General features: G+C 34.7%; 18 protein-coding genes. 10 read left to right on the top strand and 8 right to left on the bottom strand.

Features of this window, described 5'->3' with window-relative positions:
- Positions 1-177 precede the first annotated feature (177 nt).
- The 6 genes from AC3QL1_RS11745 to guaA form a co-directional block, all read right to left on the bottom strand.
- On the bottom strand, positions 178-411 hold the full coding sequence (locus AC3QL1_RS11745; RefSeq protein WP_192185327.1) for a DUF3820 family protein: 234 nt from the start codon (positions 409-411) through the stop codon (positions 178-180).
- A 240-nt stretch (positions 412-651) separates the two neighbouring features.
- Positions 652-2,580, bottom strand: coding sequence for a glucosamine-6-phosphate deaminase (gene nagB, locus AC3QL1_RS11740; protein WP_492491535.1), 1,929 nt, complete (start codon positions 2,578-2,580; stop codon positions 652-654).
- A gap of 359 nt (positions 2,581-2,939) precedes the next feature.
- Complete coding sequence (locus tag AC3QL1_RS11735; RefSeq protein ID WP_492491534.1) at positions 2,940-3,341, bottom strand: OsmC family protein; 402 nt, start codon at positions 3,339-3,341, stop codon at positions 2,940-2,942.
- Positions 3,341-5,413 (bottom strand): lytic transglycosylase, encoded by a 2,073-nt coding sequence (locus AC3QL1_RS11730; protein ID WP_492491533.1) that lies wholly within the window; start codon positions 5,411-5,413, stop codon positions 3,341-3,343. The genes AC3QL1_RS11735 and AC3QL1_RS11730 overlap by 1 nt, the downstream gene beginning before the upstream one ends.
- A gap of 94 nt (positions 5,414-5,507) precedes the next feature.
- Positions 5,508-7,415 carry a LysM peptidoglycan-binding domain-containing protein gene (locus AC3QL1_RS11725; protein ID WP_492491531.1) on the bottom strand — a complete coding sequence of 636 codons (1,908 nt, stop codon included), beginning with the start codon at positions 7,413-7,415 and terminating at the stop codon, positions 5,508-5,510.
- A 60-nt stretch (positions 7,416-7,475) separates the two neighbouring features.
- Positions 7,476-9,005, bottom strand: a complete 1,530-nt coding sequence (guaA, locus tag AC3QL1_RS11720) for a glutamine-hydrolyzing GMP synthase (protein WP_492491528.1) — start codon at positions 9,003-9,005, stop codon at positions 7,476-7,478.
- 198 nt (positions 9,006-9,203) lie between these two features.
- Here guaA and AC3QL1_RS11715 point away from each other — a divergent pair, with 198 nt between their 5' ends.
- Together AC3QL1_RS11715 and AC3QL1_RS11710 are read left to right on the top strand one after the other, a co-directional pair.
- The gene (locus AC3QL1_RS11715; RefSeq protein WP_492491527.1) at positions 9,204-9,731 is read left to right on the top strand and encodes a hypothetical protein; all 528 of its coding nucleotides are present in this window, start codon (positions 9,204-9,206) and stop codon (positions 9,729-9,731) included.
- 687 nt (positions 9,732-10,418) lie between these two features.
- Complete coding sequence (locus AC3QL1_RS11710) at positions 10,419-12,155, top strand: thiamine pyrophosphate-dependent enzyme (RefSeq protein WP_492491525.1); 1,737 nt, start codon at positions 10,419-10,421, stop codon at positions 12,153-12,155.
- Positions 12,156-12,248: 93 nt separating this feature from the next.
- Here the strand turns inward: AC3QL1_RS11710 and AC3QL1_RS11705 are convergent, their stop codons facing one another.
- On the bottom strand, positions 12,249-12,956 hold the full coding sequence (locus AC3QL1_RS11705) for a hypothetical protein (protein ID WP_492491524.1): 708 nt from the start codon (positions 12,954-12,956) through the stop codon (positions 12,249-12,251).
- 229 nt (positions 12,957-13,185) lie between these two features.
- A complete protein-coding gene (locus AC3QL1_RS11700; protein ID WP_492491523.1) occupies positions 13,186-13,599 on the bottom strand; it encodes a hypothetical protein in 414 nt (137 codons plus the stop codon).
- Between the two features lie 245 nt (positions 13,600-13,844).
- On the opposite strand from AC3QL1_RS11700, the gene AC3QL1_RS11695 reads away from it, so the two are divergent.
- The 8 genes from AC3QL1_RS11695 to AC3QL1_RS11660 all read left to right on the top strand — a co-directional run bounded on the left by AC3QL1_RS11695 (position 13,845) and on the right by AC3QL1_RS11660 (position 21,092).
- Complete coding sequence (locus tag AC3QL1_RS11695) at positions 13,845-14,765, top strand: DnaJ C-terminal domain-containing protein (protein ID WP_492491521.1); 921 nt, start codon at positions 13,845-13,847, stop codon at positions 14,763-14,765.
- A complete protein-coding gene (locus AC3QL1_RS11690; RefSeq protein WP_492491519.1) occupies positions 14,758-15,063 on the top strand; it encodes a chaperone modulator CbpM in 306 nt (101 codons plus the stop codon). Before AC3QL1_RS11695 ends, AC3QL1_RS11690 begins: the two co-directional genes overlap by 8 nt.
- Positions 15,064-15,205: 142 nt before the next feature.
- Positions 15,206-15,589: a RidA family protein gene (locus tag AC3QL1_RS11685; RefSeq protein ID WP_492491517.1), complete on the top strand. Its 384-nt coding sequence runs from the start codon at positions 15,206-15,208 to the stop codon at positions 15,587-15,589.
- A 153-nt stretch (positions 15,590-15,742) separates the two neighbouring features.
- The gene (locus AC3QL1_RS11680; RefSeq protein ID WP_492491515.1) at positions 15,743-16,975 is read left to right on the top strand and encodes a chloride channel protein; all 1,233 of its coding nucleotides are present in this window, start codon (positions 15,743-15,745) and stop codon (positions 16,973-16,975) included.
- Between the two features lie 138 nt (positions 16,976-17,113).
- On the top strand, positions 17,114-18,118 hold the full coding sequence (locus tag AC3QL1_RS11675) for a DHH family phosphoesterase (protein ID WP_492491514.1): 1,005 nt from the start codon (positions 17,114-17,116) through the stop codon (positions 18,116-18,118).
- Between the two features lie 5 nt (positions 18,119-18,123).
- Positions 18,124-18,825: a gliding motility-associated peptidyl-prolyl isomerase GldI gene (gene gldI, locus AC3QL1_RS11670; protein WP_492491512.1), complete on the top strand. Its 702-nt coding sequence runs from the start codon at positions 18,124-18,126 to the stop codon at positions 18,823-18,825.
- A 16-nt stretch (positions 18,826-18,841) separates the two neighbouring features.
- Positions 18,842-19,915, top strand: a complete 1,074-nt coding sequence (locus AC3QL1_RS11665; RefSeq protein WP_492491511.1) for a peptidylprolyl isomerase — start codon at positions 18,842-18,844, stop codon at positions 19,913-19,915.
- A gap of 49 nt (positions 19,916-19,964) precedes the next feature.
- Entirely contained in the window at positions 19,965-21,092 is a 1,128-nt protein-coding gene (locus AC3QL1_RS11660; RefSeq protein WP_492491509.1) for a peptidylprolyl isomerase, read from the top strand.
- Positions 21,093-21,229 lie beyond the last annotated feature (137 nt).

Raw genomic sequence — 21,229 nt, 5'->3', positions numbered from 1 at the left:
TTAAAAATTATAATATTTTTTATTTATTAAATATTATAATTTCAAAATATTGACTTGTACACATTTATAAATTCAGTCTGGAATTCTGTGGTATCAATTAGTTTTAAAAATTGTAATATTTTTATATATCAAACTTAAATAAAAAAATTGAAATAACAAAAGATTTTTCTTACTATTTTAATTTGGCTTTGGATATTGCTTTTTAATATTACGAATCAATTCTTCCAGTCCATTTAATTTTAGTTCGTAAATAAGCTGTAATTGCTGGCCTAATTCTCCTTTCGGAAAACCTTTATTCTGATACCAAACCACATAATATTCAGGTAAATCGATTAAAAAACGTCCTTCGTATTTCCCGAAAGGCATTTTGGTATGAGCTAATTTTATGAGAAGTTTTTTGTCTTGTTCCATTTTTTTTAAAAGAAGAAAGAAGCAAGAGAAAAGAATATAGACTGATTCTTTTCTCTTGCTTCTTGTTGGTACAAAGCTATTATTTATTTTTATTCTTTCGCCACAGATTTAAAATAGTTTATAGTCGAAGTAGATAGTTTACAGTCGCAGTCGCAGTTTTCAGTTTATAGCTGACTGTTTACTGGCACTGAAAACTGGCACTGAATACTGTGACTGAAAACTGTGACTTAATACTGCGCCTTAATAATGCCATCTCACAAAAGCTTCCATTGCGGCATATGTTGCTAAACCTAATTGTTGGTATAAATCGGCAGTTTCTGCATTTCGGTCTTCGGCTCTTTGCCAAAATTCCCTGGCATCGGTTCCCTGAAAAACAACTCCGTCTTTTTGGGACTGGTGTTTGAAGATTCCGTGGCGTTTTGCCAAAACCTGATCCGGGCTCATCGGCACTGCCATTTCCACTTCGTCAATTCCCCATTCCTGCCATGCGCCGCGGTACAGCCATAGCCAGCAGTCATTCATAAACGGTTTTGGCTTCAGGGCTTTTACGGCTTCAAAAATGGCATCCAGGCAAACTTTATGTGTTCCATGCGGATCTGCTAAATCTCCTGCTGCATAAATTTGGTGTGGTTTTATTTTCTCAATCAAATCCATCGTCAGTTGAATATCTTCTTTTCCGATAGGTTTTTTCTCGATGGTTCCGGTTTCATAAAAAGGCAGTTCCATAAAATGAATCTGATCATCATTTAGTCCAACAAAATGGCTTGTTGCCCTTGCCTCGCCTTTTCTGATTAATCCCTTAATATATCTTACTTCCGGAATATCAATTTCACTGTTCTTTTTATTCTCCAGAAAGGTTTGTGCTTTTTGGTAGATATTATCGGCTTCCTCACTTTTGATTCCGAATTTCTCATTGTAATCAATTACGAATCTGGCGAATCTTAAAGCTTCGTCATCCGCCACAGCGATATTTCCGGAGGTTTGGTACGCTACGTGCACTTCATGTCCCTGTTCCTGCAAGCGCATAAAAGTTCCTCCCATACTGATAATATCATCATCAGGATGCGGACTGAAAATAAGTACGCGTTTTTTGGCAGGTTCGGCTCTTTCCGGTCTGTTGGAATCATCTGCATTTGGTTTTCCTCCCGGCCAGCCCGTAATGGTATTTTGCAGTTTGTTGAATATTTTGATGTTGATATCGTACGCCGGACCTGAATCTGCCAATAAATCGCTCATTCCGTGTTCGATATAATCAGCGTCGGTAAGCATTAAGATTGGTTTTTTAAGCTGAAGCGCCAGTCCCAAAACCGCTTTTCTTGTTAGTTTGTCTGTCCACGTTACTTTTTCTACCAGCCATGGTTTGTTGATTCTCGTTAATTTTGAAGAAGCTTCCTTGTCCAAAACAAAAACCGCATTGTTGTGTTGCTGTAAAAACGAAGCCGGCACACGATTGGTCACTTCATCCTCTACTGATTTTTTTACAATATTGGCCTTTCCTTCTCCCCACGCCAACAAAATAACCTGTTTGGCTTCCATGATTTTTTTCACTCCAAGTGTAATGGCTGTTCTTGGCGTATTGCTCAATCCCAAGAAATCTTTGCTTGCCGCAACCCTTGTAATATGGTCCAAAGCCACCAAACGTGTTTTAGAGTTTTGAAGCGAACCCGATTCGTTGAAACCGATATGTCCGTTTCCTCCAATTCCCAAAATCTGAAGATCGATTCCGCCCAGAGCTTCAATTTTAGCTTCGTATTCGTGGCAATAATCCGCGATTTGTTCTTTTGTTAAAAGTCCGTCGGGAACATGGGCATTTTCAGGTAAAATATCGACGTGGTCAAACAGTAATTCTTTCATGAAACGAACGTAGCTGTTGATCGAATTGGGCTGCATCGGATAATATTCGTCCAGATTAAAACTTATTACGTTTTTAAAACTCAATCCTTCTTCTTTATGCAGGCGAACTAATTCCGCATACAATCCTTTTGGGGAAGAACCTGTTGCCAAACCTAAAATACAAGGTTTGTTTTCTTTTTGTTTTGACTGGATTAAAGCTGCAATTTCCTGGGCAACCGCTTTTGATGCGTCTGACGAATTTTCAAAAACAACAGTATTGATATTTTCGAATCGTTTTTCGAATCCTGTTGCTTTGTCGATTTTACTTTTTAACATGATATAGATTTTTTTTTGATTCTTTCCTGATCTCTTAACAAAACGTAATATCTTAAAAATCAATTTCCTATAAAGATATTACCTTTAAAATTGAATTACAAAAAATTGCCGGTTAACTATTTTCACTAAACGTCTGTAAGAGAGATTGATATACACAGAAATTCTAAGTGTATAATTTGCATTTTTTATGCAGAAATATGCGTATTTTTTGCAAAACAAAATTAGGCTAATTTGGTCTTTATAACTAATATCCCCCTATGAAATTTTTGTTAATTTTTAATTTCTTAATAGCAAACAAAAAACTATCAGGCATAAAAAAACCATCAATTTCTGATGGTTTTTAAATATGAATTTTAAAATTACTTCCAGTTAAAAGTAATTCGTTTTTCAATTTCTGAACTTAAACTCAAAAAAACCGGACAAGTCATTCCGGCACGTTCCAGAATGGTTCTGTTTTTTTCGTCTTCAACACCTTGCATATCAAAAACAATTTCGATTGCACCAATTCTTCTTGGTTCTGCATTCATTATTTTTGTTACTTCGGCAGTCGAACCAATAAAATCTACTTTCAGGTCGCGTGCTTTTATTCCCATAATGGTCAGCATACAGCTTGCTAAAGCATTTGCAACTGTGTCTGTTGGAGAAAAAGCTTCTCCTTTTCCGTTATTATCTAGTGGTGCATCCGAAATAATTTCGCTTCCTGATTGCACATGAATTGATTTTGTTCTTAAATCGCCTAAATAGGTTACTTTCGATGTCATTAATTTGCTACTTTTAAAGTTAAGTCTGAGTCGTAATATAAAATGTAAACACCTTTATTTGCGTGTCCGCCATCTTCTTTTTTATAATATTGAAATTTATTGTCAACTTGTTCTGTCGTCATTAAATCTGTTGTTTCCTGATATGTTTTTCCCTGTACCAAACGCATCATCGTATCAAAAGTAACATCAAAACCACGAGTCGCATATGTACTTGGATTCACTTTGTTTTTCAGTCTGTATTCTTTTTCAAAGATTAAAACAGGCTGTTCATCACTTTCGCGCGTTACAGAAGGATACATTAAATTTAGTTTTACCAGATTTTCAAAACTAATCTCATCTGTATCAAGCGTACTGTTTGGTTCTAAAATTACCAGTTGCACCTGACATGATTTTTGAGCATCGATCAACGCTTTTATAATTGTTTTGATCATCGCCGTATTACCGGTTTCCATCACCACATAATTTTGTCTGTTTGGCAATAATAAACTTTTTAAACTTGCTACATCTACACCTCCGGTTTCAGACAAATTTGCAAAAACAACACCTTTTTGATTTTGCTTGATATAATTGATCACCGATTCTTTTTTCTTATCAACAACAGCTACAATGTTTCCGTTTTTAGCACGCATATAATCAAAAACAGCGTTTCTGACTACATCATTTGTTGGAATTGACTGATATAAGTTATCGATTGGATTTGCTGTATCTTTTGATAATGGCGAAATCACAGGCACATTGTACAAACGCAATGAATTTGCCGTTGCTTCGGCATTACCCTGATAAAATGGTCCGATAACCGCATTTGCTGTTTGCAATTTATTCTGAGCAATCAAATTCGATACATTTGATGTATTTTTTGTTTCCTGTGAATCGTAAATAGCAACATCAATTGGTAATTTTAAGGCTTTCGCCGAATCGATCGCCATCATCGCTCCTGAATAAAAATCAAGAGTCATATTCAAAAACTTATCCTTTTTTAAACGGGTTGCAGTACTTGTTGTATCATTTTGCATTTTAGCAATATTAAAAGGCAACAATAAAACTACTTTTTTACGCTCTGTCTGACCTCTTTTTTTAGTTAATTCAACCACTTCAGGATTAACAGAAACTTCTTCAGATTTTACTTTTTCAAGAATTCTGATTCCGCCTCCGGTATTTTCAACTGGTTTATCTGCAGTCTTTTCTATTGGTTTTTCAGCTTGTTTTTCTACTACTGGCTGTTGTTGTACAACGATAGGAACTGGTGCCACATATCCAGACGGAACTTTTAAAACCATTCCTTCTTTTACTCCTTCAGAAAGTGATGGGTTTAACTCCGTCAATTCTTCCTGAGTAATGTGAAATGTATGGGTTAAACTATAAAATGTCTCTTTTGGTTTTACCTGATAATCCATATAGGTGGTACCTTTTTTGACAGTTTCAGATTTACTAACATTCGCTACAGCTGAATTTTCTGTTTTGGGAGCCGTACCTTTTATAGTTAGTCTATATCCAACAGGCAAACTTGTTACAATTTCGGGATTGCGTTTTTCTAAATCCTCAACTGTAGTATTATATTGTTTGGCAATAGAATATTTGGTTTCTTTTGCGACAACATCGTGATATACATATTTTTCCGGACCAGAAGTTTTGGCCGGTTTATCCGTTTTTGGAGCTGAACCTTTACCTGGAATAGCAAGTGTCTGACCAATCTGCAAACCATTGGTAACCAAAAATGGATTTGCCGCTTTTAAAGCTTCATCAGAAACTCCATATTTTTTCTCAATTCCAAACAAAGTTTCTTTTGGCTGCACTTCATGTGTGGTTGCCTTTCCTGCAACAGTTTTAGAGGCTTCTGTTTTTGCCAACTTTTTTCCGCCAGCAGTTGGAATCAACAAAACCGAATTTGGTGAAATTCCCGCGCGTGCATCAGGATTTAAGGAATAAATATCATAAGGCGTAACCTTAAATTTCTCTGCAATCTGATTAATGGTTTCTCCTGCAGAAACTTTGTATTTCACTACTTTTTCCTGTGAAAAGGCAGAGCCGCTAATAAAAAAAACTAGAGATAATAATGCTAAATAATATTTCATAATATGGCTAAAACAATTTAATTTTTAATTCAAAAACAAGATACTAATTTTGCTTCATGCAAGATTCGAGCCAGTGTTAATTTTTACGTAATTATTATCTAAGATCGATTTCGGCCTTAGCAATAATGATGCTTTTATATAACTCATCTTCTTCCTTTTTCTTGCATTGATATAAAACTTCTTCCATATTATCGAACTTATCTGAGTAGACATAATAAGAAAGACTGTTTATATTAAAGAAAAAACTAGCATTAAAATCACCAGAATCAATAAGTTGCATAATAAACTTATCTCTTGGTACTGCATCTGTAAATATACCTAAAACTAAGTAATAGCCATTTGAAACTTCTTTAAGATTATCAAAAACTTCAATCTTTACATTTTTCTCGTTTTTAAACGGATTTTCCTTTAGTTCACGTCTCATTTCTTCCAGAGAAACTGATTTAGAAACTACTTCTGAATTTTCTTTACTTTGATTTTTAATCGCTTCATCCTGATACTTTTTCAATTTAATCAAAGCCACTTTATCATCAAATTTCCTGGCTTCCATACTATAATAAGACGCTTTACTAATGTGACGTTTTATTTCGATTGTTTTTTGAGTATCCAAAGAATCAATTTTAGAAATCAGCAATTGATTTTGTGCATCTCCTTTTTCCTGCTCAATTTTATATCTTTTTATTTCGTCAAGCGAAAGGCGTTGCTGCAATCCGGTTTTGCTGTTATTTTTTTCGCTTTCGCGGATTTTCTTCTTGTATTCCTGATTTTCCTCAACCGCAATTCTTTCTACTTTATTCATCAATCCGGCGTATGCTTTTCGGTTTTCGGCCAGTTCTTTTTTTAGTTGAGAAGATAATTCACTTGTTTTGCCGATGCTTTCATACGATTGTTTTTCTAATCGTTTTGATTCATCAACATTCAAAACATCCATTCTTTTTAATTCGACTAAATCATTATTCATTGTATTGACTAATGAATCTAATTTTGCCATTAAAATTTCCTGCACATTTTTATTTGCTTCCAAAACCAATCTCAACTTTTCAACAGAATTATCCTTAGAACCATTCATATCGTTCAGATTGACTTTCAGATCATTAATTTTTATAATCTTCTGATTCATTTCTTTCTGAACCACCAATCTGTCTTTTAAATCTTCCAATTCAACTGTTTTGGCTTTTCCTTTTTCAACCACAACTTGTTTTTCGGCAAGAGCCAGCATTAATTCTTCGCTTTCGTTTGCCGGTTTTATTTCTTTTGTATTAATGGCTAATTTATTACCAACAACCAATCCGTTTACAATTTCAGGATTTTGAGATTCTAACTGATCGATTGAGATTCCGTATTTTTTGGAAATTGAGAATTTGGTTTCCTTTGGTTCAACCACATGAAAAACCGTTTCCTGATTGATAACACGAACTCTTCCGTCGAGTGTTTTTCTTTTGTTTGGTATTGCAATGTTCTGACCAATCTGCAAACCATTTAAAAGTAAATCTTTATTTAAATTTTCTAAATCCTGCACCGAAACATTGTATTGTCTGGCAATACTAAAAAGTGATTCTTTGGCCACAACCAAATGTGTAGCTTTTGAAGAAGCTGTAATTTCAGTTTTTGAAGCGTTTGAAGTGTTTTGCGGAATAACTAATTCCTGACCAATCTGAAGTCCGCCGGCAAGAATTGGGTTTGCATTTTGAAGCGCTTCAACAGAAACATTGTATTGTTTGGATAAACCGTAAAGGGTTTCTTTGGCACCAACAATATGAGTTTTTTGCTGGTTTTGATTTTCTGGAGTATGAACCGGAATTTTCAGAATTTGATTGTCTTTGATTCCGCTCTGCGATTCAGGGTTGAGTTTGTAAATTTCATCTACAGAAACCTTATATTTTTGGGCAATAAAATAAGCAGTTTCTCCTTTTTGAATTTTGTGTTCAATAATTGAATCTTGCGCAGTTATTTTGTTAAAAGACAAAATAAAGACAAGAGAAATTGTTAAAAGTTCTCTCATAAATAGTAGGTTAAAAAATTAAGGCGTTACAAATGTAACGCCTTAATTTGAAAAATATTACTATTCCCACTCAATTGTTGCAGGTGGTTTTGAACTTATATCGTAAACTACACGGTTCACGCCTTTTACCTTATTGATAATGTCATTTGACACTTTCATTAAGAAATCATATGGCAAATGAACCCAGTCAGCCGTCATTCCGTCTGTAGATTCAACCGCTCTAAGCGCCACTACTTTTTCGTAAGTACGTTCATCGCCCATCACACCAACAGAATTTACCGGAAGCAAGATTGCTCCTGCCTGCCAAACTTTATCGTATAATCCCCATGATTTTAATCCGTCGATAAAAACAGCATCTACATCTTGTAGAATCTGAACTTTCTCAGGAGTAATATCTCCTAAAATTCTAATTGATAATCCTGGTCCCGGGAAAGGGTGTCTTCCTAATAATTCAGGATCTATTCCTAAAGTAGCGCCAACTCTTCGAACTTCGTCTTTAAACAACATTCTAAGCGGTTCTACAATTTTTAATTTCATATAATCCGGCAATCCACCCACATTATGGTGTGATTTAATAGTTGCCGATGGTCCTTTTACAGAAACCGATTCGATTACGTCAGGATAAATAGTTCCCTGAGCTAACCATTTTACATCTTCGATTAAGTGTGATTCATCATCAAAAACTTCGATAAAGACACGACCAATTGTTTTACGTTTGGTTTCAGGATCACTGATTCCGGCTAATTCTCCCAAGAAACGATCTCCGGCGTCTACTCCTTTTACGTTCAATCCCATTCCTTTGTATTGATTCAATACATTTTGGAATTCGTTTTTACGAAGCAAACCGTTATTTACGAAAATACAGTATAAGTTTTTTCCAATTGCCTGGTGTAATAAAACTGCCGCTACAGTAGAATCTACTCCTCCGGAAAGTCCTAAAACAACTTTATCGTTTCCTAATTTCTCTTTTAATTCTCCCACCATTTCTTCTACGAAAGCATTTGGTGTAAAGTTTTGAGGAACTTCGGCAATATCAACTAAAAAGTTTTTCAGCATTTTTGATCCATCTGTAGAATGGAAAACTTCCGGGTGATATTGAATGGCATAAGTAGTTTCGCCATCAATTTTATAAGCTGCATACTCTACATCATGAGTGCTGGCCAATTTCACTGCATTGGTTGGTAAAGCTTTGATACTATCACTGTGGCTCATCCAAACCTGGCTGTTTTCTGAAACTCCGTTAAAGAAAGTTTCGCCTTCCTTAATATAAGATAAATTAGCCCTTCCGTATTCTCTGCTGTTTGAAGCGGCTACTTCACCTCCGCTAAAATGAGCTAAATATTGTGCTCCGTAACAAACTGCCAACATAGGTAGCTTGCCTCGAATTTGAGATAAATCAGGATGTGGAGCGTCTTCTGCACGAACAGAAAATGGGCTTCCTCCCAAAATTACGGCTTTATAAGGTGATAAATCACTAGGAAAGTGATTGTAAGGGAAAATTTCGCAGAATATATTTAATTCGCGAACTCTACGCGCAATAAGTTGTGTATATTGCGATCCGAAATCTAAAATAAGTACGTTGTGTTGCATGCGCAAAAATACTTTTTATATTCGAATCTTAAAAATGGAATTTTGATTTTTTTTCTTTAAAGCTTCTAAGATGCTAAGTCTCTAAGATTCTGAGCATTTACGCTCTTAAAAAAAACTTAGCAACTCAGAATCTTAGAACCTTAGCATCTTTCGCAATCCAACATTCAAAAAAATTCGTATCTAACAAAAACCATTTATATGAAATCAAAACTAATTGCCATTACCATTTTATTCTCTTTATTTTTAACTTCCTGCGATGCGATTGAGGATTTACTATCATTTACTATTTCAAATGAAGCTTCGATTCAAATAAAAAGTACGTCTCCCATAAATTTACCTACAGAAATTATTACGCCGGACGTTACCACAAATTCCTCTTCTGAATTTAAAAACAATAAAACAGAGGCGGGTTTGGTAAAAGATGTCAAACTAAAATCTCTTAAATTATCGATTACAAATCCTGACGGAAAAACGTTTACGTTCCTAAAATCAATTCACCTTTATATTTCAACCACAGATTCTGACGAAATAGAATTGGCGTATCAGGATAATATCAACGAAACAACCAATATGCTTGATTTAATTAGTACCAATGCTAAACTGGACAAGTACATTAAAGCAGATAAATATAAAATCAGAACACAGGTTACTTTAAAAGAAACACTTACAAAAGATGTTACGGTAAAAGCAGCCATGAAATTTGGCGTTACTGCAGATCCGTTCTAAGTTTCTAAAATGCTAAGGTTCTGAGTTACTAAGTGGCTAAGATTCTGAGAAAAACTCAGCAATTCAGAATTTTAGAATCTTACTAACTAAAAAAATTGACAAAGGTTCAGAGTTCTTAAAAGTGTAGTGGCTTTTTTGAACTTTGTTCCTTTTTTTTATTTAAATTTTTAAGATTCAAAGAAAAAAAACTTAACAACTCAGAACCTTAGCATCTTAACAACTAAAAAGAAAAACCTCTGTCCCTTTGAACCTTTGCCACTTTGAACCTTAAAAAGAAAACTTAGCAACTCAGAACCTTAGTATCTTAGCAACTAAAAAGAAAAACCTCTGCCCCTTTGAACCTTTGCCACTTTGAACCTTAAAAAGAAAACTTAGCAACTCAGAATCTTAGCATCTTAGCACCTAAAAGGAAAACCTCTGTCCCTTTGAACCTTTGCTACTTTGAACCTTAAAAAGAAAACTTAGCAACTCAGAACCTTAGCATCTTAGCTCCTAAAAGAAAAACCTCTGTCCCTTTGAACCTTTGTCCCTTTGAACCTCAAAAAAACCATTTTTTTTCGCTAAATTTATAAAACTATACCAGACCTCATTCACATCATAACCAGATGTTTCTAAAAATATAATCATTAGAAAATAAACCGTACCAATGTTTATTACAATCTAAATATTAATTTAAAAAAAGAATCGATGAGTAAAATAGTTGCAGATCAATTAGTTGAAATGTTGGTAGAGGCTGGAGTAAAAAGAGTTTACGCAGTTACGGGAGATAGTTTAAATCATTTTAATGATGCGATACGAAGAAACGGAAAAATAAAATGGATTCATGTTCGCCATGAAGAAGTCGGCGCCTACGCAGCTGCTGCCGAAGCCGAATTAGACGGTTTTGCTGTTTGTGCCGGAAGTTGTGGTCCGGGTCACGTTCATTTAATCAATGGTTTGTATGATGCGCATCGCTCGCACGTTCCTTTGTTAGCCATTGCATCGACAATAAATACAAATGAAATGGGAATGGATTATTTCCAGGAAACCAACACCATTAAACTTTTCGACGATTGCAGTTATTATAATCAGATGATTATGACGGCTGAGCAAGCTCCCAAAATCATACAAACTGCCATACAACATGCTTTAGGAAAAAAAGGAGTTGCCGTTATTGGTTTACCGGGCGATGTTTCCGAATTAAAAGCTGTTGAAAGCAATATTTCTACTCAGTTTTTTCACTGCAATCCTGTTATTCGACCTTCGGATACTGAATTACAGCATTTGGCAAAAGCCATCAATGAAAGTACAAAAATCACTTTATTCTGCGGAATTGGTGCCGAAAAAGCACACGATCAGGTCGTACAATTGTCGCAGCATATAAAAGCACCGGTAGGATATTCTTTTAGAGGAAAAATGAGCATTCAGCCCAATAATCCTAACGAAATAGGAATGACAGGTTTACTCGGTCAGCCTTCTGCTTATCACAGTATGCACGAATCGCATCTGGTTTTGTTGTTAGGAACTGATTTTCCTTATGATAAATTCATGCCTGCTGATAATAAAATTATTCAAATCGATACAAGCACAGAACGTTTAGGCCGAAGAGCCAATCTTTATATGGGATTATGCGGTGATGTTGGCGATACCATAGAAGCTTTATTACCATTATTGGAAAACAAAACAGACGATAGTTTTTTACAGGCTCAGCTTAAATTTTATGCAACTGTAAAAGAAAACATGAACATTTATATTGATGACAATGGCGGAGAAGACACGATTCAACCCGAATATGTGGCTCATATTATCGATAAATTAGCTACTAAAGATGCCATTTTTACCGTAGATACCGGAATGACCTGTGTTTGGGGAGCCCGCTTTATTAAAGGAACCGGCGAACGAAAAATGTTAGGTTCTTTTAACCATGGATCAATGGCCAATGCAATGCCAATGGCGATTGGAGCTGCTCTATCACATCCTGAAAGACAAGTTATTTCCATGTGTGGCGACGGCGGATTGTCAATGCTTTTGGGAGATTTGGCCACCATTAAGCAATATAATATTCTGATCAAAATTATTGTTTTCAATAATCGTGCTTTGGGAATGGTAAAACTTGAAATGGAAGTTGGCGGTTTGCCTGATAATGAAACCGATATGGTCAATCCTGACTTTGGATTAATTGCCCAGGCGATGGGATTTCAGGGCGTAAATGTGCACAAACCCGAAGAAGTTGAGGGAGCAATTGAAAATGCTTTTAGACACAATGGTCCGGTTTTATTAAATATTTTTACAAATCCAAATGCGCTGGCAATGCCTCCAAAAGTAGAATGGGAACAAGTCGTAGGCATGGCAAAATCTATGACCCGATTAATGCTTGGCGGTAAAATGGATGAAGTTTTGGATACTATAAAATCCAATTACAAACATTTGAAAGAAGGTATATAAGGTTCAAAGTTGCAAAGTAACAAAGGTTCAGAGGTTTTTCAAAGTAAGACAACTTTGTTCCTTTGAACCTTTGTCGCTTTGTACCTCAAAAAATCACTCTTTCGTCACCACAATCGAGGCTTTAAATCCAGCTGCAAGATTGTTCCAGTAATCATTGGTAATTAAGTTACCTTTATCATCAAAAACCTGAATTTCGGCAGTATTTCCGCCTAAAGTTCCAATATTAAGGGCTTCAAAATCTAGTTTATTAAAGCCGTTTGCAAGGGGAATTTTTACTTGTTTGAAGTTAACATCCAAAAATAATTGATCTGAAAGTACTTTATCATTGCATGAAACTCTGACCAAATCGCCATCTATGGCGCCAAAATCCCTAAATTTCACAATAAAATATTCTGCTTTGGTTCTGAAATCTCCAAGAGAAATATTTTTCTTAACCAGTTCTCCTCTGCCCTCTTTTAATCCCTCAGCTCGTAAAGCTTTATCTAATTCTTTTTCCATTTTCGGCACATAACGATCGCCGGGATTGGCAAAATCATTTTCCGTAGACATTGAAAAAGTACTTTTTTGTTCTCCAATCTGAAATTTTGATTTTGGAGTTATACTGGTATTATCAAAAACGTTGGGTGTTTTTATGCTCGGAATATCCGAAGTTTCTCCCTGAGGATCTTTTACTTCGGGAATTTTTTTAGGTTTTGCACTAAATTTTGGTGCGGGAATACTCTTGAATTTAGTACTAAATTCAGTTTGTGCTGAGACAGTCACAGCAGTAAAAAATAATATGAAAAATAAAATGTGCTTCATTGAAAAAGTATTATCGAATCGGCTTTTAAAATATTATAGAATCAAAAGTATAGCTTAGCAAAAATAGCAATATTTAATTAGGCTCTACAACTTTAAGACTTTTATAACAATATATTAGGCTAATTTTTAGAATCAAAAAACCTGCCAAAACACAATCCGTAATTTTCTACTTCAATCCTGAAAATAGTAAATCCAACTCCTATTCATAAATCGGATCTACTATTTCGATTTAATCCCTAACAATAACCGCCGTTAATGTAGAAAGATCTAATGTTTTTCCCGCAGTATAATTAAGATGTACATAATCTGTATACGTAACTCCAGCCTCAACATATTCTACATAAGTAGTTCTCTGAAAAACTTCTCCATCAGTAGTTTTAGCCGTAAACTTTACCGTGAAATTTCCTTGCTCATATATTAGATAGGATGTTTTGGAAGTATTTTTTATATCAAAGTCAATGGACAAATAATCACTATAAAGCTGTTTGTGAGTTATAGTTAATGAAAAATCAACAAGATTAAATGCTTCATTTTGTGGGAAAGTGTCATTATCATGACTTGAACTACAATTTAAAAATAGTAATGCTATTGCTGTAAAAACCAAAATAGTCATTGTCGATACCAGAAAGGAAAATTTTCTCATAATTAAATATAGATTTATTTTTCTTTATCATTTTTTAATTGTCATAAAGAAATAGACAATAGTTTATTTAACTTTACAAAAATAGTCAAAAACCTATATTAATAAAATTTATTTGTAAGAATTATTTTAAAAAAAAATATATGGCAGATTATTTTTATAGGAAACTGCTTAAAGATAAATTTTGATAATTACTAACTTATTCCTAAATTCAATGTTTTAATTTACTTCATTAAAAAACATACAAAATGGATTATATAGACTATTATAAAACATTAGATATCACAAAATCAGCGACTGAAGCTGAGATCAAAAAAGCATATCGAAAACTGGCCAGAAAATACCATCCCGATTTGAATCCGAATGATAAGGAAGCGGAGAAAAAATTCAAGGAAATCAATGAAGCCAATGAAGTTTTGAGCAATGCCGAAAATCGAAAAAAATACGACAAATACGGAAAAGACTGGAAACACGCTGACGAATTTGAGAAAGCAGGTTATGACCCGAACCAACAGCAATATTCGAGACAACAACAAGGCAATCAAGATTTTTCAGGTTTTGGCGGAGGTGATTTTTCAGGAAGTGATTTTTCTGATTTCTTCAATTCGATGTATGGATCTGCTGGAAGAAGTTCGAGAAGTCAGGCCAAATACAGAGGCCAGGATTTTAATGCCGAATTACAATTGGATTTGGCTTCGGCTTATACAACGCATAAACAAAATCTGGCTGTGAATGGCAAAAATATCCGAATCACGATTCCCGCAGGTGTCGAAAACGGACAGATTATTAAAATTCCGGGACATGGCGGACCCGGTGCAAATGGCGGTCCAAACGGTGATTTGTACATTACTTTTAATATCGAAAACAATTCTGATTTTAAACGTGAAGGAAATAATCTGTATTCTGATGTTGACCTCGATTTATATACGGCGATTTTAGGCGGTGAAACGTTTGTGAATACTTTTGATGGAAAAGTAAAAATTAAAGTCCCGGCAGAAACTCAAACCGGAACAAAAGTAAAATTGAAGGGAAAAGGATTTCCGGTGTACAAAAAAGACAATCAATTTGGCGATTTATACATTACGTATAATGTAAAAACACCAACAAAATTATCCCAAAAAGAAAAAGATTTATTTGCAGAATTAGCTAAAATAAGAAATCATGAATAGTAAAAATTTAATCCAGATAAAACAATTTTGCATTTACCACGAAATTGAAAACACTTTTATAACAGAGTTGAATAATTATGGTTTGGTTGAAATTATTATTCACGAACAAGACGAATATCTGCAGCCGGAACAATTGCCGGCTATCGAAAAAATGATTCGCCTGCATTATGATCTCAAAATAAATTTAGAGGGAATTGACGCTATTTATCATTTACTGAATAAAATTGAAGTGCTGCAGCAAAACTTAACGGCAACTCAGAATAAACTGCGTCTTTTTGAGCGGCATCAAATGGAATAAAATATCACAAAAAAGAATGATTTACAGTGTGATTTCAAATAAAATTCCCTCTTTTCAGTTTCATATTTTATAAATTGCAACGGAATTTAACTAACCCGAATTTGTTTTAAACTGAAGAAACAATTCAAAAAAATATAATAAAATGAAAAGAGAAAACATCTTGACAGGATCACCATGGGAAGATAAAATGGGATATTGCCGTGCCGTAAGAATTGGTAATATTATTGAAGTTTCAGGAACTGTGGCTATTGTTGATGGCGAAAAAGTAAAGGCCGATGATGCTTATGCTCAGACTTATAATATTTTGGAACGTGTTGAAAAAGTATTAGAAGATTTGAATGTTGGAATGAAAGATGTAATCAGAACCCGTATTTTTACCACTAATATTGCCACTTTTGAAGATGTTGCCAGAGCACATTCTGCTTTTTTTAAAGATGTAAAACCTACAACGGGTTTTTATGAAATCAGTAAACTTGTTGCGCCTGAATATTTAGTTGAAATTGAATTTACGGCTGTAATACAATAAGAAAGTCTGCCACGAATTCCACTAATTTTCACTAATTTTTTTGCCACAGATTAAAAGATTTAAAAAGATTAATTTTTAAATTTCTTCAATTAATAAGTCATTAATTCGTGAAAATTATTGAAATTCGTGGCAACCTTTTCTTTAAACAATTTAATGACTTCTCAAAAGCTAAAAGAAATATTCCTGACCACTTTCAAATGGATTTTGATCTGTTTTTTGATAGGTTTTTTTTCAGGATCAGCATCGGCGTTTTTTTTGGTTTCACTTGAATTTGTGACGCAGTTTAGAATTCATCACGACTGGATTATCTGGCTTTTGCCTTTGGGCGGATTATTAGTTGGTTTCAGTTATTATTATTGGGGAGAATCGGTTGTAAAAGGCAATAATTTATTGCTGGAAGAATACGAAAACCCGCAAAAAATAATTCCCTTTAAAATGGCTCCGTTAGTTCTTTTCGGAACTTTAATCACCCATTTATTCGGAGGTTCTGCAGGTCGCGAAGGTACGGCGGTACAAATGGGCGGCGCCATTGCAGATCAATTTACAAAGATTTTTAAACTAGATAATTCCGAACGCAAAATTCTCATTATTCTTGGAATCAGTGCCGGTTTTGCCTCTGTTTTTGGAACTCCTTTGGCAGGCGCTATTTTTGCTTTGGAGGTTTTGTATTTCAGTAAAATCAATTTTAAAAGTATTGTTTTATCTTTTTTAGTCGCCTACGCAGCTTATTTTACAGTAGAATTCTGGCAAGTAAAACACACGCATTACAGCATTCCCGAAATTCCTGAATTCTCCATAACCACTTTAATTTATACTTTAATAATTGGTGTTTTATCCGGATTTGCAGCTTTATTATTTTCAAGAAGCACACATTTCTGGGGTTCACTTTTTTCAAAAATTAAATATCCGCCGCTGCGTCCTTTTATTGGCGGAATCATTTTAGCAATTGCGATAGCCGGTTTTGGGTTTACAAAATTCTCCGGATTGGGAGTTCCGGTAATTGTCGATTCCTTTTCGAATCAAAGTCAATGGTATGACTTTTTACTCAAAATCTTATTTACCGGATTTACCTTGGGAGCAGGTTTTAAAGGCGGCGAAGTGACTCCGTTATTTTTTGTAGGCGCAACTTTAGGAAGTGCTTTATCCTTAATTATTCCAATGCCAATAGCACTTTTGGCAGGTTTAGGATTCGTCGCTGTATTCTCGGGCGCGACCCACACTCCTATCGCCTGCACGATTATGGGACTAGAACTATTCGGACTTCAACCAGGAATTTTTATTGCAATCGCCTGTACAATTGCTTATTTTTCTTCGGGTTCTGTGGGAATTTACAAATCACAAATTGTAAAAGGAGCAAAATACAGATTATATCAGAAATGGTTATAATTTAGTCACAGTCACAGCTTTCAGTTTACAGTTTCACTTTTCACTGAAAACTGAAACTGTAAACTGACAACTTATAAAAGTGTGTTAATCTGTAAAATGATTTCAACATTACATTAAAAAAATGTAAATTCGCACACTATGAAAATACAAGATATTCAAGCGATACAATTGTTGCTCGCAACCCCAAAGAAAATCGCCATAATTCCACACAGAGGTCCTGACGGTGATGCCATGGGATCTACGTTAGGTTTGTACCATTTTTTAATAAAAAATAATCATCAGGCAACGGTGATTGCTCCTAATGATTTTCCTGATTTTCTGGCCTGGTTACCGGGTTCTGAAACCGTAAAAATATTCGAAAAAGACACTGAAAACTGCACTAAAATATTAGAAGAAGCGGAGTTAATTTTCACACTTGATTTTAATGCTTTTCATCGCACAGGCGAAATGGAACATACTTTAGCAAAACTAAAGGCTCCATTTATCATGATCGATCATCATCAAAAACCTGATGATTATGCGACTTATATGTATTCTGATACCACGTTTGGTTCTACTTGCGAAATGGTGTATAATTTCATTTCTTTTTTAGATAAAAAACAGGATTTAGACAAAACGATTGCTACCTGTATTTATACCGGAATATTGACTGATTCGGGTTCGTTCCGTTTTCCGGGAACAACAGGAAACACGCATCGTATTATTGCAGAATTAATTGATTTAGGCGTTGAAAATACCCAAATTCCAGTACTTTTATTTGATAATAGTTCTTACAGCCGTCTGCAATTATTAGGTCGAGCTTTGCAAAACCTGAAAGTTTTTGAAGAATACAAAACCTCTTATACCACACTTACACAAGCTGAACTGGATTCATTTCATTATGTAAAAGGCGATACAGAAGGAATTGTGAATTACGGATTAAGTATAAAAGGAATTGCTTTTACCGCTATTTTTATAGAAAACAGAGACGAAAATATTATCAAAATATCTTTCCGTTCACAAGGCGGATTTGATGTAAATCAATTTGCAAGAGATCACTTTAACGGCGGAGGGCACAGTAACGCTGCCGGAGGAAGATCAGAAGTTTCTATGGAAGAAACGGTGAAAAAATTCGAAGATTTAGTAAAAACGCTAAAAATATAACCCAAATGAACTACCTAAAACTAAGCATTTACACCCTACTTTTTGCTGTTTTACTGGTTAGCTGCAAGCAACATGAAGAAGCAAGAAGACCTATTTCGAGAGCTTCGGGATCTTTCATGAAAAAATCAGCCGATCGAAATAAAAAACTGGTTGCCAGCGAAGAAGATGTTATTAAGAAAATCATCAAAAGCAATCCGAAAGTAAAATATTATGCTACAAGAAAAGGCTATTGGCTTTCTTATGATGAAAAAAATACAACCGATACCCAGACTCCAAGAAAAGGAGATATTGCTTATTTTAACTTAGAAATAAAAGATATCAAAGGCAAAATAATCTATTCTGAAGCAGAACTTGGTCCGCAGACTTATTATGTAGACAAACAGGATATCATGATGGGATTGCGTGATGGTATTAAATTAATGCATAAAAATGAAACAGTTACGTTCTTGTTTCCGTCACATATTGCATACGGATATCACGGCGATAACAAAAAGATCGGAACAAACGAATCATTGATTTGTACGGTTACGCTTCGCAATTTTGTACCGGATCCGGCTGCGGCAACTTCAACCACAACTCCTGCTACCACAACTCCGGGAACTACAGGTACAACTGCAACGGCAACAAAAACTCAAACAATTCAACCGACAAAACCTGCAGTTAAAAAACCAGCAACTGAAATTAAAAAAGACACTGTAAAACCATAAAAACAACATTTTAAAAATGAAAAAAAGTATTTTATTATTACTATTAGCCGTTTCCTCATTTTATTCCTGCAAAGACGAGCACAGCAATTTGCCTGATGGTTTATATGCCGATATCGAAACAAATAAAGGTCATATTATTGTTGAATTGGATTATAAAAAAGCACCAATTACGGTGGCCAATTTTGTGAGTCTGGCAGAAGGAAAAAATGATTTTGTTACCAAAGAATACCTAAAAGGCAAACCATTTTTTGATGGATTAAAATTTCACAGAGTTATTGAAGATTTCATGATTCAAACCGGAGATCCGGAAGGAACTGGTTCTGGAGATACAGGATATAAATTTAAAGATGAATTTACAGATTTAAAATTTGACAAAGCAGGAGTTTTGGCAATGGCTAATAACGGTCCGGGAACAAACAGCAGTCAGTTTTTTATCACTCATGTTGAAACACCTTGGTTAGACGGAAAACATACTATTTTTGGTCATGTGGTTGAAAAAGGACAAGAAGTTGTAAATCAGGTAAAACAGGGCGATACTATTGTTACGGTTAAAATTATCAGAAATGGTGAAGCTGCTAAAAAGTTTGATGCAGTAAAAGTATTTCAGGATTATTTTTCAGCAATAGCTAAAGAAAAAAGCAAATTTGCAGGAGTTCAAAAAGAAAAAACAGATTATTATGCTTCTTTAAAATCAAAAGCAACTAAAACTTCTTCTGGTTTAGAATATGTAATTACTGAAAAAGGAACAGGAAAAAAACCTGCAGCCGGAACTCAATTATACATTCATTATGCAGGATTTTTAGAAGACGGAACTTTATTTGATACCAGTTTAGGAGATGTAGCTCAGACTTTTGGAAAATATGATCCGGCAAGAGCAGAAGCAAAAGCCTATTCACCAATTCCTTTTCAGGCTGGCCGTAAAGATGGTATGATTCCGGGATTTATTGAAGGAATCGAAAAACTTTCTTTTGGAGACAAAGCAGTACTTTTCATCCCATCTCACTTAGCTTATGGAGCTGCCGGAGCTGGAGGAGTTATCCCGCCAAATGCTAATATTATTTTTGAAGTTCAATTATTAGAAAAACCGTAATAATATTCTTATTTTTGAAATCTTATTACAGACTTAAATTCTATACACAATGAAATTTAAATTTCTATTTTTATTTTGCCTTGCAATGATTAACGTTCAGGCACAAACAAAAAAAACAGTTGCTAAAAAAACAACTACAACAAAAGCAGTAGCACAAACAAATCCTAATGATGGAATTTTTGCTACTATTTCTACTACGAAAGGCGATATTGTTTTGTCTTTAGAATATGTAAAAGCTCCGGTTACTGTGGCTAACTTTATTTCTTTGGCAGAAGGAACAAATCCTAATGTTAAAGTAGAAAGACTAAAAGGGAAACCATTTTACGACGGATTAAAATTTCACAGAGTTATCAATGATTTCATGATTCAGGGTGGAGATCCTGATGGGAATGGTTCCGGTGGACCGGGATATTCTTTTAAAGATGAATTTGTTGAAGAATTAAAATTTGAAAAAGGCGGCGTATTGGCAATGGCAAATTCAGGTCCCGCAACAAACGGAAGCCAATTTTTTATCACGCATAAAGAAACACCGTGGTTAAACGGAAAACATACTATTTTTGGTCATGTAGTTTCAGGAATGGACAATGTAAACAAAATTGTTCAGGACGATATCATGACAAAAATTACTATTACGCGCAAAGGTGCAGCAGCCAAAAAATTTGATGCTTTAAAAGTTTTAGCTGATGATGTAAAAAAAGAAGAAGCTAAAAAAGAGCTGGCAAAAAAAGTAGTGACTGAAAAAGCGGCTTATTTTGCTGCAACAAAAGCGAAAGCAACTACAACTGCATCTGGTTTAAAATATGTGATTACACAAAAAGGAACTGGTGTAAAAGGTGCAGAAGGATCTAATATCTTTTTTCACTATGCAGGATATTTTGAAGACGGAAATCTTTTTGACAGCAGCATAGCAAATGTAGCAAAAGCGTATGGTAAATATGATGCGAACAGAGATGCTCAAAAAGGATATCAGGCTTTTCCTTTTACTGTTGGTAAAAAAGACGGAATGATTCCGGGATTCCTGGAAGCATTAGACATGATGACTGACGGAGAAAAAGCAATATTTTTTCTTCCTGCAAATTTAGCTTATGGAGAAAAAGGTGCCGGAGGAGTAATTCCGCCTAATGCGACTTTAGTTTTTGAAATAGAGACATATCAAAATCAGCCTGTTGTAAAATAATTATTTCAGCAGATAAAATACCAACCCGTCAAATTATTTTTGACGGGTTTTTTATTTTCATAATTCTGTCAAATTCACAATTTTATCTCTAAAATTCAGTCCAAAACAACTACACTAATAATGTTTATAGTTGTTTT

This window comes from Flavobacterium sp. GW823-FHT04A11, assembly GCF_058796535.1.
Note: the sequence above shows the minus strand (reverse complement) of the source record. Positions and strands in the feature narration are given on the sequence as shown.